This window comes from Curtobacterium sp. VKM Ac-1376 (genome assembly GCF_015351025.1).
Taxonomy (GTDB): Bacteria; Actinomycetota; Actinomycetes; order Actinomycetales; family Microbacteriaceae; genus Curtobacterium.
Map to the genome: position 1 here is coordinate 1 of NZ_JADKRV010000022.1, position 20,290 is coordinate 20,290.

18 protein-coding genes are annotated in these 20,290 nt (G+C 72.1%); 4 read left to right on the forward strand and 14 right to left on the reverse strand.

Annotated elements, in window-relative coordinates:
* Window positions 1-470 precede the first annotated feature (470 nt).
* From rlmN to ITJ56_RS16390, 4 genes are all read right to left on the reverse strand, one after another.
* Window positions 471-1,703 carry a 23S rRNA (adenine(2503)-C(2))-methyltransferase RlmN gene (gene rlmN, locus ITJ56_RS16375; protein ID WP_110862858.1) on the reverse strand — a complete coding sequence of 411 codons (1,233 nt, stop codon included), beginning with the start codon at window positions 1,701-1,703 and terminating at the stop codon, window positions 471-473.
* A 105-nt stretch (window positions 1,704-1,808) separates the two neighbouring features.
* The gene (locus ITJ56_RS16380) at window positions 1,809-2,762 is read right to left on the reverse strand and encodes a C40 family peptidase (protein WP_194631699.1); all 954 of its coding nucleotides are present in this window, start codon (window positions 2,760-2,762) and stop codon (window positions 1,809-1,811) included.
* Between the two features lie 181 nt (window positions 2,763-2,943).
* Complete coding sequence (locus tag ITJ56_RS16385; protein ID WP_194631700.1) at window positions 2,944-3,225, reverse strand: hypothetical protein; 282 nt, start codon at window positions 3,223-3,225, stop codon at window positions 2,944-2,946.
* Window positions 3,226-3,358: 133 nt separating this feature from the next.
* The gene (locus ITJ56_RS16390) at window positions 3,359-4,120 is read right to left on the reverse strand and encodes an SDR family NAD(P)-dependent oxidoreductase (protein WP_194631701.1); all 762 of its coding nucleotides are present in this window, start codon (window positions 4,118-4,120) and stop codon (window positions 3,359-3,361) included.
* 80 nt (window positions 4,121-4,200) lie between these two features.
* Here ITJ56_RS16390 and ITJ56_RS16395 point away from each other — a divergent pair, with 80 nt between their 5' ends.
* Window positions 4,201-5,802 carry a hypothetical protein gene (locus ITJ56_RS16395; RefSeq protein WP_194631702.1) on the forward strand — a complete coding sequence of 534 codons (1,602 nt, stop codon included), beginning with the start codon at window positions 4,201-4,203 and terminating at the stop codon, window positions 5,800-5,802.
* 32 nt (window positions 5,803-5,834) lie between these two features.
* On the opposite strand, the gene ITJ56_RS16400 is transcribed toward ITJ56_RS16395, so the two are convergent.
* The 6 genes from ITJ56_RS16400 to ITJ56_RS16425 are packed head-to-tail and all read right to left on the reverse strand — an operon-like array spanning window position 5,835 to window position 12,038.
* A complete protein-coding gene (locus tag ITJ56_RS16400) occupies window positions 5,835-6,752 on the reverse strand; it encodes a phosphogluconate dehydrogenase C-terminal domain-containing protein (RefSeq protein WP_194631703.1) in 918 nt (305 codons plus the stop codon).
* The gene (locus tag ITJ56_RS16405) at window positions 6,749-7,594 is read right to left on the reverse strand and encodes a sugar phosphate isomerase/epimerase family protein (protein WP_323749849.1); all 846 of its coding nucleotides are present in this window, start codon (window positions 7,592-7,594) and stop codon (window positions 6,749-6,751) included. The genes ITJ56_RS16400 and ITJ56_RS16405 overlap by 4 nt, the downstream gene beginning before the upstream one ends.
* Complete coding sequence (locus tag ITJ56_RS16410) at window positions 7,591-8,412, reverse strand: triose-phosphate isomerase family protein (protein ID WP_194631704.1); 822 nt, start codon at window positions 8,410-8,412, stop codon at window positions 7,591-7,593. Before ITJ56_RS16410 ends, ITJ56_RS16405 begins: the two co-directional genes overlap by 4 nt.
* A complete protein-coding gene (locus ITJ56_RS16415) occupies window positions 8,412-8,897 on the reverse strand; it encodes a ribose-5-phosphate isomerase (protein ID WP_194631705.1) in 486 nt (161 codons plus the stop codon). Before ITJ56_RS16415 ends, ITJ56_RS16410 begins: the two co-directional genes overlap by 1 nt.
* Before the next feature lie 25 nt (window positions 8,898-8,922).
* The gene (locus ITJ56_RS16420) at window positions 8,923-10,653 is read right to left on the reverse strand and encodes a dihydroxyacetone kinase family protein (RefSeq protein WP_194631706.1); all 1,731 of its coding nucleotides are present in this window, start codon (window positions 10,651-10,653) and stop codon (window positions 8,923-8,925) included.
* On the reverse strand, window positions 10,650-12,038 hold the full coding sequence (locus tag ITJ56_RS16425; RefSeq protein WP_194631707.1) for an MFS transporter: 1,389 nt from the start codon (window positions 12,036-12,038) through the stop codon (window positions 10,650-10,652). The genes ITJ56_RS16420 and ITJ56_RS16425 overlap by 4 nt, the downstream gene beginning before the upstream one ends.
* Before the next feature lie 161 nt (window positions 12,039-12,199).
* Between ITJ56_RS16425 and ITJ56_RS16430 the strand changes: the two genes are divergently transcribed.
* Both ITJ56_RS16430 and ITJ56_RS16435 read left to right on the forward strand, forming a co-directional pair.
* Window positions 12,200-12,949, forward strand: a complete 750-nt coding sequence (locus ITJ56_RS16430; protein ID WP_194631708.1) for a FadR/GntR family transcriptional regulator — start codon at window positions 12,200-12,202, stop codon at window positions 12,947-12,949.
* A 142-nt stretch (window positions 12,950-13,091) separates the two neighbouring features.
* Window positions 13,092-13,766 (forward strand): class I SAM-dependent methyltransferase, encoded by a 675-nt coding sequence (locus ITJ56_RS16435; RefSeq protein ID WP_194631709.1) that lies wholly within the window; start codon window positions 13,092-13,094, stop codon window positions 13,764-13,766.
* A gap of 116 nt (window positions 13,767-13,882) precedes the next feature.
* Here the strand turns inward: ITJ56_RS16435 and ITJ56_RS16440 are convergent, their stop codons facing one another.
* From ITJ56_RS16440 to ITJ56_RS16455, 4 genes are all read right to left on the reverse strand, one after another.
* Window positions 13,883-14,806 carry a sugar phosphate isomerase/epimerase family protein gene (locus ITJ56_RS16440; RefSeq protein WP_228518105.1) on the reverse strand — a complete coding sequence of 308 codons (924 nt, stop codon included), beginning with the start codon at window positions 14,804-14,806 and terminating at the stop codon, window positions 13,883-13,885.
* A complete protein-coding gene (locus ITJ56_RS16445) occupies window positions 14,803-16,038 on the reverse strand; it encodes a DUF993 family protein (protein WP_194631710.1) in 1,236 nt (411 codons plus the stop codon). The genes ITJ56_RS16440 and ITJ56_RS16445 overlap by 4 nt, the downstream gene beginning before the upstream one ends.
* A complete protein-coding gene (locus tag ITJ56_RS16450) occupies window positions 16,035-17,237 on the reverse strand; it encodes a Gfo/Idh/MocA family protein (RefSeq protein ID WP_228518110.1) in 1,203 nt (400 codons plus the stop codon). Before ITJ56_RS16450 ends, ITJ56_RS16445 begins: the two co-directional genes overlap by 4 nt.
* Before the next feature lie 442 nt (window positions 17,238-17,679).
* The gene (locus ITJ56_RS16455) at window positions 17,680-18,759 is read right to left on the reverse strand and encodes a LacI family DNA-binding transcriptional regulator (RefSeq protein ID WP_194631712.1); all 1,080 of its coding nucleotides are present in this window, start codon (window positions 18,757-18,759) and stop codon (window positions 17,680-17,682) included.
* A 246-nt stretch (window positions 18,760-19,005) separates the two neighbouring features.
* Between ITJ56_RS16455 and ITJ56_RS16460 the strand changes: the two genes are divergently transcribed.
* A complete protein-coding gene (locus ITJ56_RS16460; protein WP_228518106.1) occupies window positions 19,006-20,286 on the forward strand; it encodes an extracellular solute-binding protein in 1,281 nt (426 codons plus the stop codon).
* Window positions 20,287-20,290: the final 4 nt, after the last annotated feature.

Here is a 20,290-nt window from a genome sequence, read left to right on the forward strand (position 1 = left end):
GACCAGGCACGAGGTCAATCAATAAATTGGCATTGACAATGTGCACGCTGTTGAGTTCTCAAGGACCAGACGCACTCCCCCGCTCGACCCAACCAGGGTTCCGCCAGAGAGGCATTCGTCTTGTTCCACCCTCAGAAACGTCGAATCACTTCGACTTCTTCGGGGGAGTGTTACCTGAGCGGGACCCGGTCCGGACTGCGCCTCCGGGACTCGCATCCCGTGACCGTCTCGGCCGTTCCGTTCTCCGCCTCAGTGGCAACGAGTGATTACTCTACACACGCCCTGGGGGCCCTGCCAACCGTGGTCCCTCCCGGGCGTGTCGCACCCAGGTGAACGCGACGTGTCCCGCGGGTTTCCGGGGAACGACGCCGTGAGCGCACCCCTCGGAACGACGGGAGGCACGGTGCGAACCCGCACCGTGCCTCCCGAACGAACCGAACCCACACACGGGGCGACCGGAACGAACCGACCTACTCGGCCGCGGCCAACTGACCGCACGCCCCGTCGATCTCCTTGCCGCGGGTGTCGCGGAGGGTCGTCGGGATGCCGGCGGCGTTGAGGCGGCGGACGAACTCGTCCTGCACGTGCACCTCGGACGAGGTCCACACCGAGCCCGGTGTCGGGTTCAGCGGGATCGGGTTGACGTGCACCCAGCCCTTGCCGCGCTTGTTGAGCTTCTCGGCGAGCAGGTCGGCTCGCCAGGCGTGGTCGTTCATGTCCTTGATGAGCGCGTACTCGATCGAGACACGTCGACCCGTCTTGACGTAGTAGTTGTGGGCGGCGTCGATCGCCTCGTCCGCCTTCCAGCGCGAGTTCACCGGGATGAGCTCGTCACGGAGTTCGTCGTCCGGCGCGTGCAGGGACAGCGCGAAGGTGAGCGGGATCCCCTCGTCGGCGAGCTTGATCATCGCCGGCACCAGGCCGACGGTCGACACCGTGATGCCGCGCGCGCTCATGCCGAGGCCGTTCGGCTGCGGCGCGACCATGAGCCGCACGGCGTCCATCACCCGCTTGTAGTTCGCGAGCGGCTCCCCCATGCCCATGAACACGATGTTCGTCACGCGCTCGGCGTCGACGCGGTCCTGTCCGCCCTTGCGGGGATCGCCCCCGAGCTCCCCGGCGGCGATCGCGGCGTTGGCGCGCACGATCTGCTCGATGATCTCGGCGGTCGACATGTTCCGGGTCAGTCCGGCCTGCCCGGTCGCACAGAACGGGCAGTTCATGCCGCACCCGGCCTGCGACGAGACGCAGAGGGTGATCCGCCCCGGGTACCGCATGAGCACCGACTCGACCAGGGCGCCGTCGTGCAGCTTCCAGAGGAACTTGATCGTGTCGCCGTTGTCCGTCGCCAGCCGTCGTGTCTCGGTGAGCAGCGGCGGCAGCATCCCGGCGACGAGCTGCTCACGCTGGGCAGCCGGCAGGTCGGTCATCTTGGCCGGGTCGGACGTGTAGTGCTGGAAGTAGTGGGTCGCGAGCTGCTTGGCGCGGAAGCCCGGCAGGCCCAGTTCCTTCACGCGGGCCTCGCGCTCCTCGGCCGTCAGGTCCGCCAGGTGCACGGGCGGCTTGCCACGCTTCGGGGACGCGAACTGCAGGAGCGGCCGGCCGTCGGTGTCGGTGGCCTGCTTCCAGCCCTCGGTGCGCGGGCGCACCTGCGGCCGAGCAGACTGCTGCTGTTCGAACGGGGTGCGGGTGTCGGAAGCCATCACTCCAGGATACGGGAGGCCCGTGACACGCGGGTACGGCCCGTTCGGGTGGCCCCGCTGGTCACCACCAGGGCCCGGCCGCCGCTGCGTCGGCCGACGGTCGCGTCAGCTGCCGGCGGGCAGGACCCGGGCGAAGTGGTGCGCCGCCGAGTACATCGGGACGATGTCGACGACCTCGCCCGGGTGCGGTGCCTGCAGCACGAGTCCCTGGCCGAGGTACAGGCCGACGTGGTCCTCGTCGTCGTACACGACGAGGTCTCCGGGCAGCGCCTCGGACTCCGGGATCGTGGTGGCGACGGCGTCCTGCGTCGGCACGTAATGCACGAGCTGGATCCCCACCGCCTGGTAGGCGACCATCGTCAGTCCGGAGCAGTCGATGCCCTCGTGGCTGGCGCCGCCCTCGACGTACGGGTCCCCCATGTACTGCAGGGCGGTCTGCACGATCGTGGCGCGGTCTCCCCCGGCCGACAGTGCGGCGGACAGGGCGGACTGGGCCTGCGCGGTGGTCACGCCGAAGCGGAGGTCGAGCGTCGGGTAGGACACGATCGTCGTCGTGGTGGTCATGCCGTCGGTCGAGACGACGGGGACCTGGACGTCGTGCGCCACCGTGAAGGTCTGGGCGTCCTGCGCCGTGGTCGTGCCCGAGCGGGTGTCCGTGGGCAGGGCGTCGGCGTTCGCGGGCAGGGCGAGCGTCAGGCTCGAGGTCACCGCGATCGCGGGAGCGAGCAGGATGGCGGCGCGCTTCGCGTTGGCCGACCGGCGGATGTGCCGGGGGTCGACGGCGCGCTCGGCACGCAGGGTGGCCGCACGGCTCAGCACCGCACTGCCTGCCGACGACGCCACGGGGGCGGGACGCGGCTGCATCCGCACGGTTCGGGCGGGCTTCGGGTGCTCGACGAAGGTGGAACGGGCGGCCGCGGGGCCGAGGGCCGAACGACGACCACGGGGGCGGAGCTGCTGCGTGTCCCGCGTCAGCGGCGCGGGATCGACCGCGGCGTGCGTGTGCGTTCGCGCGGGCTGACGGTCGTCGGCTGCTGCAGGCAGGGTGTGGCGTCCCATGGGTCCTTCCGGGTCGGGACCACTCGGCGGTCCGGAAAGTAACGTATTGGTCACGACCGTGATCGCGGCTGGGCAGCGCCGGAGTGTTCCTGCGGCTGGTCACAGGAACGAGCGCCGCTCGCAGGCCACTCCGACGGCGCGCACGGGCGTTCCGGAGCCGACCCGCGGCGTGGAGCCGGGTTCAGACCGGCGCGACCCGCATGACGGTGGCGATCCGGGCCTCCCGGTCGGCGGCCAGGCGGTCGAGGCGGGCGGACAGCGCGACGACGGACGCGTCCACCGGGTTGTCCCCCGAGATGTCCCCCGGGATCGGGACGCCGGCGCGGACCGCGAGCGGCAGGACGCCCGCCCAGACCGTGTGGTCCTCGCCGTCGGCCGGGTCCTCGCCGACCCCGGGGTGTGCGCGCGCCGCGCGCGGGGCCGTCGTCCCCGAGGCCCGTGCGCTGAACGGCGGGCTGCGCACGGTGGTCACATGGTCGAGTGCGACCGCCGGGGGCCGAGACCGCCGACCGGCTGACGGACGCCGGGTGCTCGTGTCGACGCTCGAGGAGTACGGGGTGGCACCGGCCAGCACTCCGCCCGGCGCAACGGCGCGGTCAGAGGCTCGTCATGCCGCCGTCGACGCGGAACTCCGCCCCGGTGGCGTAGGACGACTCCGCGCTGGCCAGGTAGACCATGATCCCGGTGACGTCGTCGGGGGTACCGGCCCGGCCGAGGGGTGTGCGGGCGACGATGGCGGCGCGGGCCTCGGGGTCACCGGAGATCGCCGACACCAGGCCGGTCTCGGTGTAGCCCGGCACGACGGTGTTCACGCGGATGCCGTCCCGCGCGTAGGCCATCGCGGTCGCTCGGACGAGCGCGTGGATGCCGCCCTTGGTGGACGAGTACGCGGCGAAGCCCGCACCCTCACCGTTGAGGCCGGTGGGTGACCCGGTCGCGATGATCGATCCGCCGACACCGGCTGCGAGCATCGCCCGGACCGCGTGCTTCAGGGTGAGGAACGTGCCGGTCAGGTTGACCGCCACCGTCCGGTTCCAGGTGTCGAGCGAGACGTCGGCGACCTTCGCGTCGTGCCCGAAGAGCTGCACGCCGGCGTTCGCGACGACGACGTCCGGGCTGGTGCCGCGGTCGGCGAGTGCGGCGAAGCCCGCGGCGACGCTCGCCTCGTCCGCGATGTCCATCGTCAGCCCGATCGCGCGCCGTCCGGCAGCCGCCGCCGCGTCGGCAGCGACCGCGGCGTCGCGGTCCGCGTAGACGACGGTCGCGCCCTCGGCCACGAACCGGTCGGCGATCGCCCGGCCGATGCCGGCCCCTGCCCCGGTGACGAGTGCGGTCCGGCCGTCGAGTCGTGCGGTCATGTGGGACTCCGTCCTCGGAGCAGCGCTGCTCCGTCACACCCATCATTGCCCAACCGGTTGACCGGTGCTAGGCATGCACCATGACTGCGACGTCGACCGACGAGATCGTGTCCGTCGGGCCCTGGCGTCTCGCCCTGCGCGGAGCCGAACTCGCCGACGTCACGTTCCGGGGCACGCTCGTCCTGCGCGCCGTCCGGTTCGTCGTCCGCGACCACGACTGGCGCACCGCCGACGACACCGTGCTGACACGCACGGTGGCCGGTGACGACAGGTGCATCCGCATCGAGACCAGCGCACGGTACGACGGCGTCGAGGTCGTGCGCACCGTCCTCGAGGCCACGCTCGACGACGACACCCTGCGGGTCGCCGCGGTCGGGACGGTCACGCGGGCCTTCCGCCGCAACCGCGTCGGGCTCGTCGTCCTGCACCCGCCGGCCCTGGCCGGGCAGCCGCTCACGGTGCGGCATCCGTCCGGTGGCAGCACCGCGACGGCGTTCCCGTTCTGGATCGCGCCGCACCAGCCCGCCGCGGACATCGCCGGACTCGCCTGGGCGACAGGTCCGGTCACGCTGTCGCTCGACCTGACGGGCGACGTGTTCGAGATGGAGGACCAGCGGAACTGGACCGATGCGTCGTTCAAGACGTACTCGACGCCGCTCGCCGAGCCGTTCCCGGTTGCCCTCTCGCCGGGGACGACGGTCCGGCAGGGGCTCACCCTGCGTGCGACGGCGGTCGGTCCAGCAGGTGGTCCGGGCACCCGGTCGGGAGGCGCGGCCTCCCCCGCCCCGGGCCTCGCAGCGCTCGACGGGCCGGGTCCCGGTGCCGTGGTCACGGCGCCGCCGACGCTCCAGCTGCTCGCGGGTTCGGCCCCGGTCGCTGCGCGCCCGGACGACACGGACCTGCTCCGCGGGTTCCCGATCCTGGTCGAGCCGACCCTCGGGGCCCCGGACTTCGACGCGGTGCTCGCCTCGGCCCGACGGGACGCGGGTGGCGCTCCCCTGGACGTCCGGTTCGTCACCGACGACCCGGTGCTGCTGCGCGCGGCGATCGACGTCGTGCTCGAGGCCGGGCCGGTGGTCCGCTTCGTGGCGTTCGACCCGGTGTCGCACGTGACGACGCCGGCGCTGCAGCGGGCACTACGCGAAGCGGTGGCAGCGGTCGGCGCGCTGGATGTCGTCGCCGGTACCCGTGCCCACTTCACCGAGCTGAACCGCTCGATCGCGCTGTTCGCGAGGTGGGACGGCCCCCTGACCTTCAGCGTGACGCCGCAGATGCACGACCGGTCGCCCGAACAGGTGACCGAGTCGATCCGGATGCAGCGCTGGGTGGTGAGCAGCGCCTCCCGGCTGGCCGCCGGCAGGGCGCTGCACGTCGGACCGGTGACGCTGCGGCCACGGTGGAACGCGGTGGCGACGGCGACGGCGCCGGCCCGGGCCGTGACGGACGCGACCGTCGAGCGCGGGTACGGACCGGAGACCGTGCCGGACGCGACCGACCCGGCGCAGCACACGCCGGCCGCCGAGCGGTGGTTCGCCGACGCGGTGCGGGCGCTGACGGTGCCCGGCGTGGCCTCGATCACGCTGGCCGAGGCGTGGGGGCCGCGCGGGTTCGTTGCCGCCGACGGCACGGGGAACGCCCCGCCGGAAGGGGGTCGGCGGGGCGTTCCTGTCCGGGCGCGCTGACGGGTCGGCGGGGTGGTCGGTGGCAGTGCGGCTCAGCGCCGGACGGCGTCGATCTTCAGCATCTTCGCGATGACCGAGTCGAGCTCGCTGTCGTCGAAGACCTGCTTCCAGTCCTCCTTGATGAGCTTCTCGCGGCCGTAGCCCATCGCGATGTGGCAGGCGTCGGAGAACGGGTTCGAGCCCCGCAGGCCGTTCGTCAGCGCGATCCAGGTGTGGCCGTAGAGCATCGCGCGGGCGGCCTCGCGGGGCACACCGACACCGGTGACGGTCTCCTCGAGGGCGTCGTTGAGGAAGTCGCCGATCATGCAGGCGATTGTCTCGACCAGGGTCGGCTCGAGCACGGCGAGCTGCTTCACCGTGACCCAGTGCACCTGGATGACGGGGGCGTACATGGTGGTGATGACGGCCTCGGCGATGGCCTTGGCGCGGTCGCCCTCGTCCCCGAGGGACTCGGAGGCGTCGAAGGCGGCGATGACCTCCTGCGGGGCGGCGATGCCACCGAAGGTGTCGTCCCACTCGGCCTTGGTGGTGCGCTCGAGGAACACCGACGGGTGGCACGGGTGCGCCACGGCGTAGTGGATGTCCTCGCGCTTCGCCAGCAGACCGGCGTACGCGGCGGCCGGGTCGAGCGTCAGGATCGACGCGCCGGGCTTCATGACGGGGACGAGCTGCTCCGAGACGGTGCCGAGCAGGACGTCGGGGACGGCGAAGATGACGACGTCGGCGGCCTTCGCGGCGTCGAGGCTGTCGGTGATCTCACGGCCGAGGGCCTGGATGCGCTCCTGGCCGGCGGGCGAGGCCTCGCTGTAGAGGGTGGTGTACTCGCTCTTCGCGAAGTTGTTCGAGACGCGGGTGCCCATCTTGCCGCCGGCACCGATCACGGCGACGGTGACGTCGGCCGTGCCGGATCCGGCAGCGACGGTGTGGGTGGTGGTGGCGGTGTCGGTCATGATTCCTTGCTCCTGATGTACTCGATGGTGTGTTCGGTCCACGCCGCTTCGATGCGGGTGGTGGTCTGTGCGGGGGTCTCTCCCGGCAGGGGTTCGGCGCCGGCGTGCTCGTCCTGCCACGGCAGCCAGAACTCGATGACGCGGTTGATCCCCCTGGTGTCGGGCTCGACCGCGGCGCGGACGGCGTCGTGGTCGACGACCCCGGTGCCGATCGGGACGCCGGTGTACTGGAAGCCGACCCAGCCCGGGGACCGGGTGAACCCGGAGTCCTTCACGTGCCAGTTGACGACGTGCGGGGCAGTCGCCGCGACGACGTCGGCGGGGTGTTCGAGCCGCGCGACGGTGTTCGCCGGGTCCAGGCAGATGCCCAGCGCTGCGCTGTCGACGCGTTCGACGACGGCGACGAGGTCGGCGGTGGCGACGACCTCGTAGGTCTCCAGCGCGAGGGTCACGCCCGCCCGCTCGTAGGCGGGGAGCGCCTGCCGCAGACGTTGTTCGGTCTCGGCCGCGTCGGGCTGGTCGTCGCCGCTCGTCCACATGCTCCGGACGAGCGTCGCGCCGAGCTGCTGCGCGACGTGCAGGTACCGGGCGAGGTGCTCCGGCCGGGTGCCGCGGGTGCCGACCTCGAGCGTGAGACCGAGGTCGGCGGCCAGGGACCGGATCGAGGCCAGGCGCTCGTCGGTCGCGGTGTCGAGCGGCAGGTGGTCGCAGATCTGGAACAGGGCGACGCCGTCGTGCGACGCGGCGTCGCGCAGGGCGTCGTCGAGGGACAACGGCGACGGGACGCGGTCGGACATGCGCCAGAAGTAGGCGTAGGTGGAGAGGCCGAGCAGGGAGGTCACGCCGGTGCTCCGTCCTGCGTCGCGGCCAGCGCCTCGGCTTCGTCGAGGATCGTGCGGATCGCCTCGGGGTCGTGGGCGAAGCGGCCGAGGAACAGGCCGCCGATGCGTCCGGCACCGCGGGTCAGCAGGCCCGGACCGGCACTGCCGCCGTAGATCACGACGGAGCCGGCGAGCTCCGGCCGGGTCGCCAGGTGCTGCTCGATTCCGGCCAGCACCGCGACGATGTGCTCGTCGGGCGCGGGCTGCGGGGCACCGATCGCCCACACCGGCTCGTACGCGGCGATGAGCGGGCCGGCGAGGCCGTCGGCGGTCGCCGTGGCGGTGAAGCGGTCGAGCTGCGCGGTGACCTCGGCGATCGCGGCCGCGGGGTCGCCGTCGACGGCGCGTTCGGTCTCGCCGATGCAGATGAGGGGACGGAGTCCGTTGCGGAAGGCCGCGTGCACCTTGCCGGCGATGTCCTGGTCGGACTCGTGGAACAGGGAGCGGCGCTCGGCGTGGGCGATCTCCACCAGGTCGACGCCGATCTCGCGGAGTTCGCGGCCGGAGACCTCACCGGTGAAGGCGCCCTCGTCCGCCCAGGCCAGGTCCTGCGCACCGAGGAGCACCGGGGCTGCCGCTTCGCTCAGGACGCGGCGAACGGGCACCAGCGCGGGGAACGTCGGGATCACGAAGAGGTCGACGGCCCCGCTGGTCACGGCCGGGTGCTCCTTCGCGATGTCGGCCACGGCGGCCGTCCACGCGAGCGTCCGGGCGTGCGAGAAGTACATCTTGAGCGACACCCCGATCGTCACGGGGGCGGTCGCCGTGGTCGCGGGCATCAGGCGTCGGTCCCGACCGGCGCCGAACCGTCGTAGGCGCAGATCGCGTTGACCTTCTCGGCGCTGGCGCTGGAGGTGTCGAAGGTGTAGCCGAGCCACTCCTTCGCCATCCTGCGCGCGACCTCGACACCGACGACGCGCTGGCCCATGCAGAGGACCTGGGCGTCGTTCGACAGGATCGAGCGCTCGACCGAGAACGAGTCGTGCGCGGTGACGGCGCGGATCCCGGGGACCTTGTTCGCCGCGATCGCGACGCCGAGCCCGGTGCCGCAGATCAGGATCGCGCGGTCGGCCTCACCGTTCGCCACCAGACGGGCGGCGTCGACGGCGACGTGCGGGTAGGCGGTGTGCCCGTCGGCGTCCACGCCCACGTCGACGACGGAGGCCACGCGGGGGTCCTTCGCCAGGTCGGCCTTGATGACCTCCTTGTAGTCGAAACCGGCGTCGTCCGAACCGACGACGATGCGGAACTGCTGCTCACTCATGCGGGTGTGCCTTTCGTGGTGTGGGTCAGACGGAGACGGAGATGCGGGACAGCACGGCCGCCGTGATCAGGGCGAAGGAGACCGCGCCGGCGTCCGGGGTGCCGACGGCGTCCTCGCCGTGGGTGCGGGCACGGCCCATCCTCGGCAACAGGTCAGCGGTGGCATCCGCCGCGGTCTGCGCGGCCACGGATGCGGCGGACCAGGCGTCGACGAGCTCGTCGCCAGCGGCGACCCGGGCGGTGAAGACCTCGTCGAACGGCACGAGCGCATCGACCATGGTCTTGTCACCGGGCACGGCACCGAACGCGAGGACGGCCTCGGCGGCCGCGTGCACGGCCTGCGCGACGGTGGTGGTCGACGGACGCGCGGTGTCGCCGAGGACGCGGCCCAGGGCCTCCAGTGCGGCGCCCCAGATCGCACCGGACGTCCCACCGGCCTTGTCGGACCAGGCGTCCCCGGCGATCGCCAGGACGCCGCCTGCACCGGCGCCGCGGGCGGCGGCGTCCTGCGCGGCGCGGTCGGCGGCGGTCGAGCCGCGCTGCATGCCGATGCCGTGGTCGCCGTCCCCGGCGACGGCGTCGATGCGGCCGAGCTCGTCGGCGTGGTCGTCGATCGTCGCGCGGATCGCCGAGATCGCGCTCGCGACACGGATGGCGGACGCCTGCGACTCCTCGGTGCCGGGCGTCACGGGGGCGACCGCGCCGGCTTCGAGGACCTCGACCGGCACCTGCTGCTGCGGGACGGCACCGCCCTTGCGGTACGCGGGGGCGTCGGCGGGGGCTGCCCAGAGCTGCTCGAGTTCGTCGTCGAGCCAGAAGAGGGTGAGCGAGACGCCGGCCATGTCGAAGCTCGTGACGAGCTCACCGACCTCGGGTTCGACGATGACGACCCCGGCCGCCGCGAGCTTCCGCTGCACGGCGTTGAAGACGACGAAGAGTTCCTCGTACTTGACCGAGCCGAGGCCGTTCAGGATCGGGACGACCCGCTGGCCCGTTGCGCCGACGGCTGCGACATCGGACGGCAGCTCGGCGAGCAGCGCGTCCACGAGCAGGTCCGCCAGTCCGTCAGCGGTGGGGACGTCGGCCTCGGCGATGCCGCGTTCGCCGTGGATGCCCATGCCGATGGCCATGCGACCCTCGGGCACGGTGAACAGGGGTTCGTCGGCTCCCGGCAGGGAGCAGCCGGAGAACGCGACGCCGAAGCTGCGGGTGCGGTCGTTCGCGCGTTCGGCGACGGCGGTGACCTCGTCGAGCGTGCGGCCCTGCTCGGCGGCGGCTCCGGCGACCTTGAAGACGCACAGGTCACCGGCGATGCCGCGGCGCTTGTGGGTTTCGGTCCTGTCGGCTGATGCGACGTCGTCCGTCACGCGGACGGTCCGGACGTCGACACCGCTCTGGCTCAGCGCTCGTGCGGCGGCGTCGAAGTTGAGCACGTCGCCGGCGTAGTTGCCGTAGGACAGCAGCACGCCACCACCGTGTTCGGAGGCCTTGGCGACCGCGGTGACCTGCTGCGCGCTGGGGCTGGCGAACAGGTTGCCCATCGCGGCACCGGCGGCCAGACCGTGCCCGACGAGCCCGCCGAACGCCGGGTAGTGGCCGGAGCCGCCACCGACGACGAGCGCGACGGTCCCGTCGGGGCTGGTGGTGGAGCGGGCGACGCCGCCGTGGACCTTCCGCACCCGCGCGCGGTTGGCCGCGACGAAGCCGTCGACCATCTCGTCTGCGAAGTCCGCGGGATCGTTGAACAGGCGGGTCATGCTGCGGTCTCCTGGGTCGTGGCGGCGGTAGGCGCCGCCGTGTCGGCCTGGCGCTGGTCATTCCGCTTGGTGTTCCGGCCGAGCACGAACATCAGCACGCTCGACAGCACCATGAAGAACCCGACGATGAACATCGGCACCTGGTACCCGCCGGTCCACTCGCTGACGGCACCCGTAATGTACGGCGCGGCGAACCCGCCGAGGTTGCCGATCGTGTTGATGAGGGCAACGCCCGCGGCTGCTGCGGCACCGGTCAGGAACTGCGTCGGCACCGTCCAGAAGTTCGGCAGTGCAGCGAAGATCGAGCAGGCGGTGACCGCGATGACGGCGATCGTGGCCGCCGGGCTGTTCATGTACAGCGCGACCGGGATGCTCAGACCACCGACGAGCGCGGGGACGGCGATGTGCCAGACCCGGACGCCACGACGGAAGGCGTCTCGCGACCAGAAGTACAGGACGACCGCGGCCGGCACGTAGGGGATGGCCGTGATCAGGCCCTTCTGGAACAGGTCGAACTCCGTGCCGAACTGCTCCTGGAAACCGTCGATGATCGTCGGCAGGAAGAAGCTGAGCGCGTACAGGCCGTAGATGAAGCCGAAGTAGACCGCGGCGAGCATCCAGACCCGGCCGGAGCCGAAGGCCGCACGGAGACCGCCCTTGCCGTGGCCGTCGCCCTTCTCCTTGTTCTCCTTCGCCAGGGCACCCTCGAGCCACAGCTTCTCGTCCTCGTCGAGCCACTTCGCCTGCGACGGCTTGTCCTTGAGCACGAACAGGCACAGGACGCCGACGATGATCGCGGGGATCGAGACGCAGAGGAACATGAAGCGCCACCCGGCCAGGCCGCCGAGCAGTCCCTCGTGGGTCATCAGCCAGCCGGCGAGCGGCGATCCGATGACGCTCGTGAGCGGCTGGGCCAGGTAGAACAGCGCCAGCATCTTGCCGCGGTGCCGCGCCGGCACCCACGTCGACAGGAACAGGATCGCGCCGGGGAAGAAGCCGGCCTCGGCGATGCCGAGCAGGAAACGCAGCCCGACGAGTTGCGGGTAGTTCTGCACCCACGTGAAGAGCAGGGACACGATGCCCCACGTGATCATGATGCGGGCGAGCCAGATGCGCGCGCCGAACCTGTGCAGTGCCAGGTTGGAGGGCACCTCGAGCACGAGGTAACCGATGAAGAACACCCCGGACGCGAAGCCGAACTGGGCGGCGGTCAGACCGAGGTCGGCCTCCATGCCGTTCGGCGCCGCGAAGGAGATCGCGGTGCGGTCGAGGAAGTTGATGAAGAACATGAGTGCCACGAACGGCACGATGCGGGTCGCGATCTTGCGGATGGCCGTCTTCTCGACGACCGAGGTGGGGATGCCTCGCGTGGCGGGGATGTCCACGATGACTCCTGCTCGGTGGGGGTGGTACGACTCCGGTCGGACGGGCTGCGCCGTGCCGTGGAGCGGGCGCATCGGTGCGCCTGATCCAGTGTGCTTCGCTCGAACCGACTTGTCAACCGGTTGACCAACAGAACCGGTTGACCGGACGGTACGCTCACTCCATGCCCGCGTTCAGCCCGGACGATCCACTCAACATCCGACTCGAACTCGAGTCCGTCCCCACCGGGTCGCCCGCTTCCGTGGTGGCCCGCCAGCTCGTCTCCCTGCTCACCGCGGGCGAGCTCGCCCCCGGCTCGCGGCTGCCCTCCGAGCGGATCCTGTCCGAACGCCTCGGCGTCGGGCGCTCGGCCGTGCGCGAAGCACTCGCAGCACTCGAGATCCTGGGCATCGTGCAGATCCGCCCCGGTTCCGGCACCTACCTGCGCGGTGGCACGTCGGACCTGCTCCCGACGACCCTGTCGTGGGGGCTCATGCTCGCGTCGAACCGCACCCGCGAACTGCTCGAGATCCGGTCCTCGCTGGAGCGCACCGCCGCGATCCTCGCCGCCCAGCGCGCCACCGACGAACAGATCACCGAGCTCGGCGAGTACCTGGTCCGGCAAGAGGAGACACTCGACGACCCGCAGGCGTTCATCGACGCCGACGTCCGGTTCCACGTGCTGCTCGCGCGGGCATCGGGCAACGACGTCCTCGCCGACCTGCTGCAGAGCCTGCGCTCGATGCTGAGCGTCTGGGTCGGCCGCCGAGTGCAGACCCGGCAGGCCACCGAGGCCGCCTTCGACGAGCACCGTGCCATCCACCAGGCGCTGCGGGCGCGGGACGTCCTCGCCGTGCAGCGCGCGATGGACGAGCACATGGCGACCGCGAGCGCCCGGATCGAGAACGCGGAGCCCATCCCCGCCGACGAGTAGGCGGAGGCGGTCGCCCGCGCTCGCGCTCGCTCACCATCGAACGGCCGGGAGGCCCGTGCGCACGCCCGCTTCGCACCGCGGGGTGTTGCCGGGTCGGCAACACCGCTCGGGTCGGGCCCGGCGCGTGCGCTGGAGTGAGCGCATGCACACCCATGACGACAGCGCCGCCGCAGCTGCCACCGATGCCGCCGCCGCTCCTTCCGCCCGCGAGTGGTGGGAGGCCCGCTACGCCGAGCGTGACGGGATCTGGTCCGGTCGGGTGAACGCGGTGCTCGCCTCGGTGACGTGGGGGCTGCCGGTCGGTCGTGCGCTCGACCTCGGGTGCGGCGAGGGCGGCGACGTCGTCTGGCTCGCGGAACAGGGCTGGGACGTCACCGGGATCGACCTGTCGGTGACGGCGCTCGAGCGCGGCTCGCGGGCCGCCGTGTCCGCCGGAGTGGAGGACCGCACGGCGTTCGTCGCCGCGGACCTCGCCCGGTGGGAGACCACCGCCCGGTTCGACCTGGTGACGGCGTCGTTCCTGCAGTCGTGGCCGGTCGAGATCCCCCGTGCCGACATCCTGCTCCGGGCCGCCGGATTCGTGCGGGTCGGCGGGCACCTGCTCGTGACCGCCCACGCTGCGCCTCCGCACGACGACCTGCCGCCCGAGATGCACGGGTACCGGTTCCCCTCGCCGTCGGAGGACCTGGCGGCACTGCAGCTCGACGACGCGTGGGACGTCGCGGTCGCCGAGGTCCGACCGCGCACTGCGTCGACGTCCGACGGCGACCCCCACCAGGTGCTCGACAGTGTGGTGCTCGTCCGACGGCTGCGCTGAGGCCATCGAACAGTGCGAGGTTCCGTCCATGGTGCGCCCACGCGGGCCTCGCACCGCTGGCGGAACCTCGCACCGTTTGGTGCCCGACCTCGCACGGTGCGAGGGCGGCGCCCACCTCAGCGCGGGAGCGGGACCGCCTCGGCGAACGACTCCACCACGCGGGCGATGACCTGGGCGGGCGGAGTGTCCCAGATGGCCTGGTTGAAGAGTTCGACCTCGACGTCGCCGGTGTACCCGGCGGCGATCACGGCGTCGGTCACCGGACCGAAATCGATGTGCCCGTCACCCGGGTAGCCCCGTGAGAGCAGCGGGTCGGCCGCGATCGGGGTGAGCCAGTCGCACACCTGGTACGACGCGATCCGACGGGCGGCACCGGCACGGGCGATCGAGGCCGCGAGCGCCGGGTCCCACCACACGTGGAACGTGTCGACGACGACCCCGACGGCTGCTGCCGGGAACGGGGCCGCGAGGTCGAGGGCCTGCGCGAGCGTCGACACCACCGCACGGTCGGCCGCGTACATCGGGTGCAGCGGTTCGACGGCGAGCTGCACGCCGGCGTCGAGTGCGTGCGGCACGAGGTCACCGAGGGCGTCCACCACCCGCGACCGGGCTCCGGCGAGGTCGCGCGAGCCCTCGGGCAGGCCGCCGGCGACGAGCACGAGCACGGACGCCGAACCCGGAGCACCCGCGGCGGCCAGGGCGGCGGTCTCGTCGATCGCCCGACGGTTGTCGTCGAGTGCTCGCTGCCGAGCGACACCGGCCGGCAGGGTGAAGAACCCGCCACGGCAGTGCGACGACACCCGGAGCCCGGAGTCCGCCACCCGTCGCACGGCCTCGGCGAGCCCGAGCTCGGCGACGGGTTCGCGCCAGGTGCCGATCGCCCCGACCCCGGCTCGGCGGACGGTGTCGAGCGCCTCGGGCAGGGTCGCGTACTTGATGGTCGCCTGGTTGACCGACAACCGCGGGTGCGGCGCCGGCGCACCTGACCGGACCGGCGCAGCCGTGCTGGTCGGCGTGGCTGTGCTGGCCGACGTACTCATGCGACCATCCCGGCGACGGTGCGCTCGGCGGCGGGTGGGTCGGGCCTCCCGGCGGTCGTCTCCACCCCGGCGAGCGCGAGCAGGGCATGCCAGCGCGCGGCGGCGAGGTCCGGGTCCTCGAGGGCGCCGCAGGCGTTCGCGAGCCGCACCGTCTCGGACAGGTGCGGGAGCGAGCGGCCGGCGTGCTGGCCGCCGACCATCGCGAAGGCGGGCTGGTGGCCGTTCAGCCAGGCGAGGAACGCGATCCCCGTCTTGTAGTGCCAGGTGGGGGCGCTGAAGAGGTGGCGGGAGAGCGCCTCGGTCGGGCCGAGCAGGGCACGGTAGGCCGACTCGTCCGGCAGGGCCCGCACGGCGGCCGAGGCGAGCGGTGCGACGGCGGCGAACGCGCCGAGCAGGGCGTCGGAGTGCCGGAGTGTGCCGTCGGCAGCCCGGTCTCCGGCGATCAGGTCGACGTAGTGGAAGTCGTCGCCGGTGAACATGCGGGCCGTCTCGGGCAACCGTCCACGGAGGGCGACCTCGGCCTGCGCGTCGAGCAGGCTCATCTTGATCCCGGAGACCCGCGCACCCGCGTCGCGCATGATCGCGAGGACGGTGTCCGGCCCCTGTCGGCTGCCCGCTCGGTCCCCGAAGTACCCGGCGAGGGCGGGGTCGAACGCCTCCCCCAGCCAGTGCAGCACCACGGGGGCACTCGCCCGCTCGATGACCCGGGCGTACACGCGGCGGTAGTCGTCCGGGGTCTCTGCGAAGCGGGCCAGGTGTCGGCTCGCCATGAGCACCACGCCCGCGCCGGCGTCCTCGGCGTGGTGCAGCTGCCGGACGTAGGCGTCGACGATCTGCTGCTCGGTGACGGGCTCGTCGGGCAGGTCGTCGGTGTTCACCCCGACGACGATGCGGCCGCCGACCGTCTGGGCCTCGCGGGCGCTGCGGGTGACGAGTTCGCGGGTGGCGGTGGGGTCGAGGCCCATGTTCCGCTGCGCCGTGTCCATGGCGTCGGCCACGCCGAGACCCCACGACCACAGGTGGTGCCGGAACGCGAGGGTGGCGTCCCAGTCCAGGTCGGCGGCGGCGCCGGGGGTGTTGTCGGCGGCGGTGCGCGGGACGACGTGGGCGGCGGCGTAGACGATGCGCTGGGTCAGGGGCGCGGTGGGCTTGGTCGCGTCGTCGACCACGGGGGCACCCAGCGGTGTGCGGCTCGTGGTGCCGTCGCCCGCCAGCAGGGTCAGGTCCGTCATGCGGTCGCCCCGACGGTCTCCGTGCGCTGGGCGACCTCCGGCGTCTCGACCGGGAGGCGCGGCTCCGCCCCGGTGGGCAGCACCAGCTCCGGCAGGTCCACGCGCCGCCCCTCGGCGCTGGACCGCAGACCGGCTTCCGCCAGCGCCACGCCGCGCGCGCCGGACAGCAGGTCGTAGGGGTGCGGGCGGCCTGCGACGAGGTCCTGCAGGAAGTCCTGCCACTGGGCGCGGAAGCCGTTGTCGAACTCCTCGTTGTCGGGGACCTCGAGCCACTGGCCGCGGTAGTCGCGGTCGTCCTTCAGGTCCGGGTTCCACACCGGCTTCGGGGTCGCCGTGCGCGGCTGGATCCGACACCCGAACAACCCCACGACCGCGCTGCCGTCCGTGCCGTCGACCTGGAACTCGACGAGCTCGTCACGGTCGACGCGGACCGCCCAGGACGAGTTGATCTGCGCCGTGATGCCGCCGGCCAGGTCGAAGACCCCGTAGGCGGCGTCGTCGGCCGTCGCCGCGTACGGCACACCCTGTTCGTCGGTGCGCTCCTGGACGTGGGTGACGGCACGGGCGTACACGGACTCAACGCGGCCGAAGAGCTGCTCGAGCACGTAGTTCCAGTGCGGGAACATGTCGACGACGATGCCGCCGCCGTCCTGCTGGCGGTAGTTCCAGCTCGGGCGCTGCGCGCTCTGCCAGTCCCCCTCGAACACCCAGTAGCCGAACTCGCCGCGGACGGACAGGACACGGCCGAAGAACCCGGAGTCGAGCAGGCGGCGGAGCTTCCGGAGGCCGGGCAGGTAGAGCTTGTCGTGCACGACGCCGTTCGGGACGCCGGCCTCGGCGGCGAGCTGGGCGAGTTCGAGGGCCTCGGCGGAGGACTCGGCCGTCGGTTTCTCCGTGTACACGGCCTTGCCGGCGGCGATGGCCCTGCGCAGGGCATCGGCGCGGGCGCTCGTGACGGCGAAGTCCGCGAAGACCTGCCAGCGGGGATCGACGAGGGCGGCGTCGAGGTCGGTGGTCCAGTGCTCCAGGCCGTGGCGCGTCGCGATCTCCTCGAGCTTGGCGGCGTTCCGGCCGACCAGGATCGGTTCGAGCTGCACGCGCGTGCCGTCGGGCAGCAGGAGGCCGCCGTCGCCGCGGATCGCCAGGATCGACCGGACGAGGTGCTGCCGGTAGCCCATGCGCCCGGTGACGCCGTTCATGATGATGCCGATGGTGCGCGTGGTGGTCAACGCGTGCTCCCTTGCTCGCTGTGGCCTGCTCTCCGCCCAGTTGGAAAGCGCTTGCCGGAACCGTACACCACGGGGCGCTCGTGCCGCAGCCCCCGCGTGCCCGGTGCCGCGCTCCGGCGAGCGCCGGAGCGCACGCCGCTCGCGTTCGCCGAGGCCGCACGAACCGTCGCCGCGCCGGCCCGAGAGCGACAGATCGTGCCGCCTCGGCACCCCACCCGCGGCACGTCGGGACCGCTCGACGCACCACACCCGCGCGCGTCGATCCGCGCCCCGCCCGCCGGCGCAGCACATGGTGAGCAGAAGACGTCGGGTGCCTCCGCCGGACCCGACGTCCGCTGCACACCGAGCGCCCGATCGCCCGAGCGCCCGATCGCCCGGGCACCCGAGCGCCGCGGGCACCCGAGGGCCGCGGCTACCGAGCGGTACTGGCGCGCAGGACGACCTCGCCGTCGATGGCCCCGTCGGCCTCGAGCCCGAGGGCCCGCCGTACCGCCCGCTCGCCGATCTCCTCCAGGGGCAACCGCACGGTGCTGAGCGCCGGCACGACGTCGGCGAGCATCCGAACGTCGTCGAACCCGGCGACGCCGACGTCGACCCCCGGCACGAGCCCACGCTCCCGGATCGCGGCGACGGCCCCGACGGCCATCAGGTCCGTGACGGCGAACACGCAGCGTGGCAGCGCCGGACCACCGGCGGCCGCACGGTCGAGCAGCGACACCATCGCCCGGTACCCGCCGTCACGCGTGAACTCCGACGACACGACGTGGTCGTCCGGCACCCGCAGCCCGTGCGCGGCGAGACCGGCGACGAAGCCCTCGACGCGGGCGTGTGCCGTGGCGAGGTCCGGGTCACCAGCGAGCACGGCGAACGAGTCGTGCCCCTGGTCGACGAGGGCACCGGCGAGCGCGGCGGCCCCACTGAGGTTCCGGATCACGACACCGTGCACCCCCGGTACGCCGGTCGCCGCACCGTCGAGGTCCGACACGAGCGCCGAGACCCCGGCCCCCGCGGCGACGAGGGCGGCGACAGCAGCAGCGACCTCGGCCGGCCCCGACGCGGGAACCGAGCCCGAACCCGCACTCGACCCGACCCCGAGCCGACGACTCACGGCGAGGACCACGGCGCGCGGCCGGAGCCCGGCGACGACGCCGAGCACGGCGACCTCCCGCGAGGGATCCCCACCGGTGGACGTGATCGTGACGACGAGCCCGGCGTCGTCGGCGGCCCGGATCGCTCCGGCGGCGATCGCGGCGAAGTACGGGTCCGCGATGTCACCGACGACGAGGGCCAGGGTGGTGGTGGTCCCGCGGGCCACGGCCTGCGCCTGCACGTTGGCGGTGTACCGGAGTTCCCGGGCGGCGGCGTGCACCCGCTCAACCGACTCCTGCCGGACCTTCCGCGTGCTGCCGTTGAGCGCCCGCGAGGCGGTCGCGAGCGAGACCCCTGCCCGCTCGGCCACGTCGGCCAGGGTGACGGTGCCGCGCTCGGGCATGTCGTGCCTCCAGTCCGGTCCGCGCACTGCGCGGTTCCGTGGCGAGGATAGCGATTTCCGGGAGGCACGGCGGGATTCCGCCCCGCCGGTCCGGCTCGTCGGACGCCTGGTCACATTGTCCGAACATCTGCGGGGAAAGCGCTTGCCATACCGGCCTCAAGTCGTGTAGACCTGGGGTCCTCGGCCGAGACACCCCGAACGCTCGCCCACGGCACACGCACGTGGTCCCGAACGAAAGCAGTGACGATGAAGTCATCCAAGAGAATGCTCGCACTCGCCGGCGGCATCGCCGCGCTCGCGCTCCTGAGCGGCTGCGCGTCCGGCGGCTCCGGTTCCGGCGACAAGGTGGACGAGCTGACCTTCTGGCTCTCCACCTCGACCGCGCAGGAGAAGGGCTACCAGGACCTCGCGACGGCGTACGAGAAGAAGACCGGCGTCGCGGTCAAGATCGTGAACCTGCCCTACGACGGCCTGCAGACGAAGCTGCGCGAGTCGGCGCAGGCGAACTCCCTGCCGGACGTCGTGCGCGCCGCCGGCATCGACCCGATCTGGACGGGCAAGACCGTCGACCTCGCCTCGATCGTGGACGACGACGCGAACAAGATCGACCAGGACCTCATCGCGAAGGACGACGACGGCAAGGTCACGTCGATCCCGTCCGACGTCACCGCGGCCGGGCTCTTCGTGAACAGGTCGCTGTTCGAGGAGGCCGGCGTCGACTACCCGACCGACCCCGCGAAGGCGTGGACGTGGGACGAGTTCCTCGACGCCGCCGACAAGGTGAAGGCCGACACCGGCGCGAAGTACGACCTGGTCTTCGACTCGTCGCCGTCGCGGCTGCGTGCCTACATGTTCACCAAGGGCACCGAATTCATGCAGCAGGAGCAGGACGGGTCCTTCCCGACCGACGCGAAGACGGTGGACGCCCTGCAGGACTTCGCCGACATGAACGACGACTCGGTCATGCCGAAGTCGGTCTGGACGAGCGGCCAGGACCCGAACGCACTGTTCAAGAGCGGTCAGGTCGTGGCGTACTTCTCCGGTGTCTGGCAGTCCTCGGACTTCGCGTCGAACATCACCGACTTCGACTGGGCCAGCGCCGCCACCCCGGCCGACCCGACCCACGCCACCGAGATCAACTACGGCGGCAACATCGTCGGGTTCGAGAACTCCGAGGCCAGCGGTGCCGCGGCCGAGAAGTTCATCGACTACATGTACGACCCGACGAACTACGCGAAGCTCGTGACCACCAACGGCTTCCTGCCCGTCGAGTCCGGACTGGACATCTCCTACCCGTTCGAGTCCCAGGCGGCCAAGGACTCCTTCGCGCTGTACCAGAAGGAGATCGACGCGGCCGATCCGATCTCGAGCTCCTACGCCAAGTCGGCCTCGGAGTGGGCAGTCGAGGGCAAGGAACTCGGCACCGACCCGACCACAGCCGAGGTCGGCAAGCTCATCAACGGGCAGCAGTCGGCCAAGGAGACCCTCGACACGATCACGAAGTACTACGAGGACCACGTCGGTTGACGGT